The sequence below is a fragment of the Solirubrobacter deserti genome, from assembly GCF_027587175.1.
Taxonomy (GTDB): Bacteria; Actinomycetota; Thermoleophilia; order Solirubrobacterales; family Solirubrobacteraceae; genus Solirubrobacter; species Solirubrobacter deserti.
Window position 1 is genome coordinate 1 of the sequence record NZ_JAPCID010000101.1, and the last position, 5181, is coordinate 5181.

Annotated in this window: 5 protein-coding genes; 2 read left to right on the forward strand and 3 right to left on the reverse strand. The window is 66.9% G+C overall.

All coding sequences use genetic code 11. The features are described 5' to 3' along the window. Positions 1–79 precede the first annotated feature (79 nt). Positions 80–469, reverse strand: coding sequence for a VOC family protein (locus OJ962_RS33900; RefSeq protein ID WP_202958701.1), 390 nt, complete (start codon positions 467–469; stop codon positions 80–82). A gap of 307 nt (positions 470–776) precedes the next feature. Here OJ962_RS33900 and OJ962_RS33905 point away from each other — a divergent pair, with 307 nt between their 5' ends. Then, positions 777–1100, forward strand: a complete 324-nt coding sequence (locus OJ962_RS33905; RefSeq protein WP_202958702.1) for a hypothetical protein — start codon at positions 777–779, stop codon at positions 1098–1100. Positions 1101–1612: 512 nt separating this feature from the next. Then, a complete protein-coding gene (locus OJ962_RS33910; RefSeq protein WP_202958703.1) occupies positions 1613–3022 on the forward strand; it encodes a transposase in 1410 nt (469 codons plus the stop codon). Between the two features lie 168 nt (positions 3023–3190). On the opposite strand, the gene OJ962_RS33915 is transcribed toward OJ962_RS33910, so the two are convergent. Together OJ962_RS33915 and OJ962_RS33920 are read right to left on the reverse strand one after the other, a co-directional pair. Continuing rightward, on the reverse strand, positions 3191–3547 hold the full coding sequence (locus OJ962_RS33915; protein ID WP_202958704.1) for a flagellar basal body rod protein FlgB: 357 nt from the start codon (positions 3545–3547) through the stop codon (positions 3191–3193). 257 nt (positions 3548–3804) lie between these two features. Beyond that, on the reverse strand, positions 3805–4686 hold the full coding sequence (locus OJ962_RS33920) for an AraC family transcriptional regulator (protein ID WP_270006932.1): 882 nt from the start codon (positions 4684–4686) through the stop codon (positions 3805–3807). Positions 4687–5181 lie beyond the last annotated feature (495 nt).

Below are 5181 nucleotides of genomic sequence, written 5' to 3' on the forward strand. Positions count from 1 at the left end.
TCGACGGTTGCGTACCTTTGAACGGCCCAGTCCTGGCCCGCGCTACTGCCGGTACCTCCGGCGGAAGCGATAGCAGTGGTCAGCCAGCGGTAGCCACCTTCCACAGGTGGCCATCCGGGTCGCTGAAGTAGCCGCAGTACCCGCCCCACTCCGCGGCAGCAGCGGCCTTGACTACGGTGCCGCCGGCGGACTCCGCGGTCTGCATGATCTCGTCGACCGCCTCCCTGGAGTCGGTGAGATGATGAAGCGAGACGCCGCGAAACCCCGATCCCTCTGCGGCCACGCCGGCGTCTTCGGCCACAGCTTTCCACTCGTAGAGCGCGAGCATCGAGGACCGATCACCGAGGTGGAGCCTCACGAAGCCAGGGAAGTTCTGATCGATCTCGCCGCCCATTCCCTCGGTGTAGAACCGCTTGGCGCGCTCCACGTCCTGAACTCCGAGCATGATGACGCTCGCCTGAAGAGACACGAGCTACCTCCTAGCGGTTCCGGGGTTCAACATGCCCGCGACGCTAGAGCGACGAGCGGGGTCCGGCTTCTCAATTCCTGCTCGCTTCCCGCTGTCAGCCCACACAAGCTGTCGGCGGGTGCGACCTCGGACGCGACGCGGTCGAGCGGCGTCGCTGCTTCCATCGAAGTGGTCCTTCTCGACGGAAACGCTCCTGCTCCACACCGAGCAGAGGTCGTCTGCGAGGAGTTCGGGCGGTCGTCACTACGAAGACCGCGCGAGGGGCGCCGGCCAAGGCTCAGGCTTCGGGTTGACGCGTCCCTCGCACTTGGTCAATCGCGATCCAAACGAGGACGAGAGCGACGAGGACAAGAATGAGCCACGACTTGCCGTCTTGAATCACGCGCCAGATGGACAGAGCAACAACGACCAGCGCGATGACCATTCCGACGGGGCGAACGCCTCGGCGATCCTGCGGCATCGCGGTGATCGCAACGAGCGCGAGAAGCCCAAGGATCGAGAACGCATCGAGAACGCAGCAAGCACGCGGCGCGTGTACCCGACGATCGCTTGGACAATACCTCTGGTCGGAGTTCGACTGGCTCAATCGAGCCGCGAGCGAATGCTCCTTTCGACGAAGTGGGATCCTTGAGCCGGCGTGTCGGTTAGGGCCTAAAGCAGATCGGTTCTGCGTAACCCCGGCTCGAGCGGGCACTGCCCACTCCACTGGGTGCGACATGACGCTTGCGCCCTCGACCGGTGATCATGGCGTCCGTGACCGAAGTCGCGGACATTGCGCTCGTCGTAGTTCTCGTGATCGCCCTCGGCGTCACGCTGCACCGGCTCACGCATCCGCCCAACCCGCTCGGGGCTGTCGGAACCGGCTAGCGCACAACATCTGGGCGAACACTTGGTGGGCCGGCGCGGCGGCGATTGTCCTTGCACCGGTGCTCGGCTACCTGCAGGGGATCCCGGCGGGAGCGCTGGCGTTCGGGATCGGGGCGCTCTTGCTCGCTGGCTCCAGCGCGATGCTGCGACTGTGGCGAAACTAAGCGGGCCTATGGGGCGCGCGGCACGCCCTGCGTCCGTACAGGAAGTGATCCCTTTCGACGGGGCTGTCGCGTAAGTCGCGGTGCCGTCCGGGCGGTCTAAGACGATTCGGCGATGGCGCAGCGGTTCATCGCGTGTGATCGCGAGCAGTCGTTTCTGATGCCGCCGGACGTGCGTGAGTGGTTGCCGGACGATCACTTCGCGTGGTTCGTGCTCGACGCGGTCGAGTCGATGGACCTCGACGCGTTCTATGCCGTCTACCGGGCCGACGGTCGAGCTCGCCCGGCGTTTGATCCGGCGATGATGGTCGCGTTGATCCTCTATGCCTACGCGCGCGGCACTCGGTCCTCGCGGGCGATCGAACGAGCGTGCATCGAGGACATCGCCTATCGCGTCATTGCTGCGCAGCGCAAGCCCGATCACGCGACCGTCGCGCGGTTTGTCGAGCGTCATCAGGACGCCTTGGCGGGCGTGTTCGGCGAGGTTCTCGGGTTGTGCGCGCGGGCTGGTCTGGTTGGTCTGAACATCGTCGCGATTGACGGCAGCAAGATCGCGGCCAACGCCAGCTGGGAAGCCAACTGCGACTACGAGCGCCTGGCCCGCGAGACGATCGAGGACGCGCAGCGGATCGACGCCGAAGAAGACGAGCGTTTCGGTGATCGTCGCGGCGATGAGCTGCCGCCGGAGCTGGCGACGTCAGGCGGTCGCAAGGCCTGGTTCAAGGTGGCGCGGCGCCAGCTCGACGACCAGCGCGCCGAGCAGGCCGCGCCGATCCCGCGCGACCGGCCCAAGCGCGTCCGCGAAGCTAAGCGGCGCATGGACGAGCAGCTGTTCACCGAGCTGCGCGCCGAAGAGGCCTATCAGCGCTACCGAGCTCGCGGCAAGGACCGCCGCGGCGGCCGGCTGGGACCGAACACGGTCCCGAGGCCCTACGTTCCGCCGCCGGTGCCGGAGGGCGAGATCAACACGACCGATCCGGATTCGCGGATGGTCAAGGGCCAGCACCAGTTCATCCAGGGCTACAACGCGCAGGCCGCGACCAACGAGCACCGGATCGTCATCGGCGCCGAGACCGAAGTCGTCTCACCTGACTTCGGGCACCTCGAGCGCACCCTGAACGCGGCCCGCCGGGAATTGCAACACGTCGGGATCACCGAGGCGCCCAAACTGGTCGTTGCGGACTCGGGCTACTGGCACACCGAGCAGATGCAACGCCTCGCCGCCGAGGGCATCCCCGTTCTGATTTTCCCCGACTCCGGGCTTAGAACGACGCCACGGCCGGGCTGGACCGGCGGCCTCTACGACTTCATGCGTCGCGTCCTGGCGAGCGAGCACCGCAAGGCGCTCTACCACCAACGCCAGCACCTGATCGAAAGCCTGTTCGGCAACACCAAACACAACCGCGGCTTCAAGCAGTTCCACCGCAGAGGCAGAGCCGCGATCCGCACCGAATGGCGCCTGATCACCACCACCCACAACCTCCTCAAGCTCCACCAACACCAGATCGCGACCGCGACGGCCTAACGGCCGCCGCCCGCGGCGGCCCGCCGCCCCGCAGCACTGAAGCCGAGCAACGCTCAACGACTTACGCGACAGCCCCCGACGGTTCCACCACATCCGTCGGCCCGGCGCGTTGCTTGGTTCAGCGCAGCAATGAGCGGTTACGGGAGGCGTGTGAGATCGCTGGGAGCTCTATCCCAATCCGAGGGCTGCCTTGACGGCGGCCCCACGCGCTTCCTTGACGGCGACGATCGCTTGGTACTCGAGCGCGTTGGCCGCCAGCTTGGCCGACTCGGGGTCGACGTCGATCGTGCCGCCGTCGGCGCGAACCGGTCCTGCCGCGGCGTCTGCTGTCGGCGCGAAGACGGTCTCTGAAGGCTTGTGTCCGGCGTCGAGGGCGGATTGCAGCGCAGCGTGGAATCGGACGTCCTGGCGGACGTAGCCGGGGGTGGTTGCGTTTGCGATGTTGCCGGCGAGGGCCTGGTGGCGGGCTTGTGCACCGCGCAGGGCGGCTCCGAGGGCTTGCTGCGTCGTGTCTGAAAGTTCCACATTTTCAGAGGTCGGCGCCCGCGGCTTGACGCCTGAATGAGAATTCTCTTATGGACGCCGGCTGAGCTCTCGACGGCACGCGCGCAACCGATCGGCCCAAGGTTCGGCTGACGTTCGGAACCCGACGTCGCGGGCACCTGCTCCGTGGCAAGAGGCTCCGACTAAAGGGCTCCTTTTTCGACGATCTCGCGTATCTCGACCGTGCGGTCTTGCCATCCCGCTGCTGCGCAGGCGCGGGGCTGTTGCCAGCAGTCTCGCTACACGGTCGCGGGTTCTCGCTCTACGGGTAGCCACAGCTCGCCGCTGCCACGGCTGCCGTCCGCGGCGGCGTCGAGAATCGACAGCACGGACGGGCCGGGGACCACGCGGTACGGGTTCGACGGGAACCACTCGCTGAACGACTCTGCCCAGAGGTTCTGAAGCGCCTGCGGGAACTCGCCTTCGCCGCGGAATGCCACCCAAGCGCCAGCCTTCACCTCGAGGACGGCGAGGTCGTCCGGAAGCTGGTCAGCGGGCGTAGTCGTGGCCACCGAGTAGTAGTAGTCGCACCAGCTGTCGCTGGGACCTTCGCCCTCTTGGTTGGAGGTGACGAACAGCAAGCCCGGTAGCGCGTCGACATCGGCGTGGGCGAGCAGCCGGTCGTTCAAGTCGCCAGGGAGCTGTGCCTGGAACGCCGCAATCGCCGTATTGGGGCCTTCATAGACGATCGGGATCCGGGTCATCCGGCCGACAATCCGGTAGGAGTCGAGTTCGATGAGGCGGTGATGCATGTCCGTTCGTCCTTTGATCGTGAGGTGAAAGCTCATTCGCGGTTGTGAGCGGAGCACCGCGCCGGGGCGGCGCGCCTCGGTCGGTGTGATCCCGTGCATCGCCTTGAAGGCGCGCGTGAACGCGTCCGCCGAGCCGTAGCCGTAGGTCATCGCGACTGGGAGCACGCCGGCGCCGTCGAGGATCTCGGCCGTCGCCTGCGTGAGCCGACGGCGCCGCACGTACTCCGACAGCGACATCCCGGACAGGGACGAGAACATGCGGCGGAAGTGATACTCGGAGGTGTGCGCCGTCCGGGCGAGCGCAGCGACGTCGAGCTCGCCGGCGAGCTGCTCCTCGATTTGCCGCATCGCGTCGTTCCAGTGCTCCATGGCGGCGATGCTAGGTCGGCTCCCGAGGCTCGTCCCGATCTTCCGTGCCCGATGCGGTCGTGTCACACCCACGCCGCCCGGCACGGCCCGGAAGCACCAGTCGAACGCACAGAGTCTCGTGCGCACGCCTGATGAGCCTGGTCGGCGTCGGCTGCCATCAGGCGGAGCGTCAACGTGGGGCTGACCCAGGTGCCCTTCGGAGTTGGCGTGCGCCTCCCACGCGCTGACCGGAACCTCCGTGACGCCGCCGTCGGAATGCAACGTTCGCACGTCGAGCCTGCGAATCGACGTCCGTTAGCCGCGAGGGCGTCGACCGCGGCGTCGTCGTTCGGCCGGGCGACCTGGCCGTTGTGGAAGACGTGCGCGCCCGCTCGCACGCCATCAGGCAGCGCAACTAGATCCGGATCACGCTCGGCTACACCGCAACGCCGCAGCCCACGTTCCGGCTTCCGGCTCCCCGCCTCGAGGCACAGGCGAAAGTGGTGTTTGTCGACG

Coding starts and splice junctions, on each gene's coding strand:
- OJ962_RS33910 (WP_202958703.1), top strand. CDS start 1,613: ATGGCGCAGCGGTTCATCGCGTGTGATCGCGAGCAGTCGTTTCTGATG.
- OJ962_RS33920 (WP_270006932.1), bottom strand. CDS start 4,686: ATGGAGCACTGGAACGACGCGATGCGGCAAATCGAGGAGCAGCTCGCC.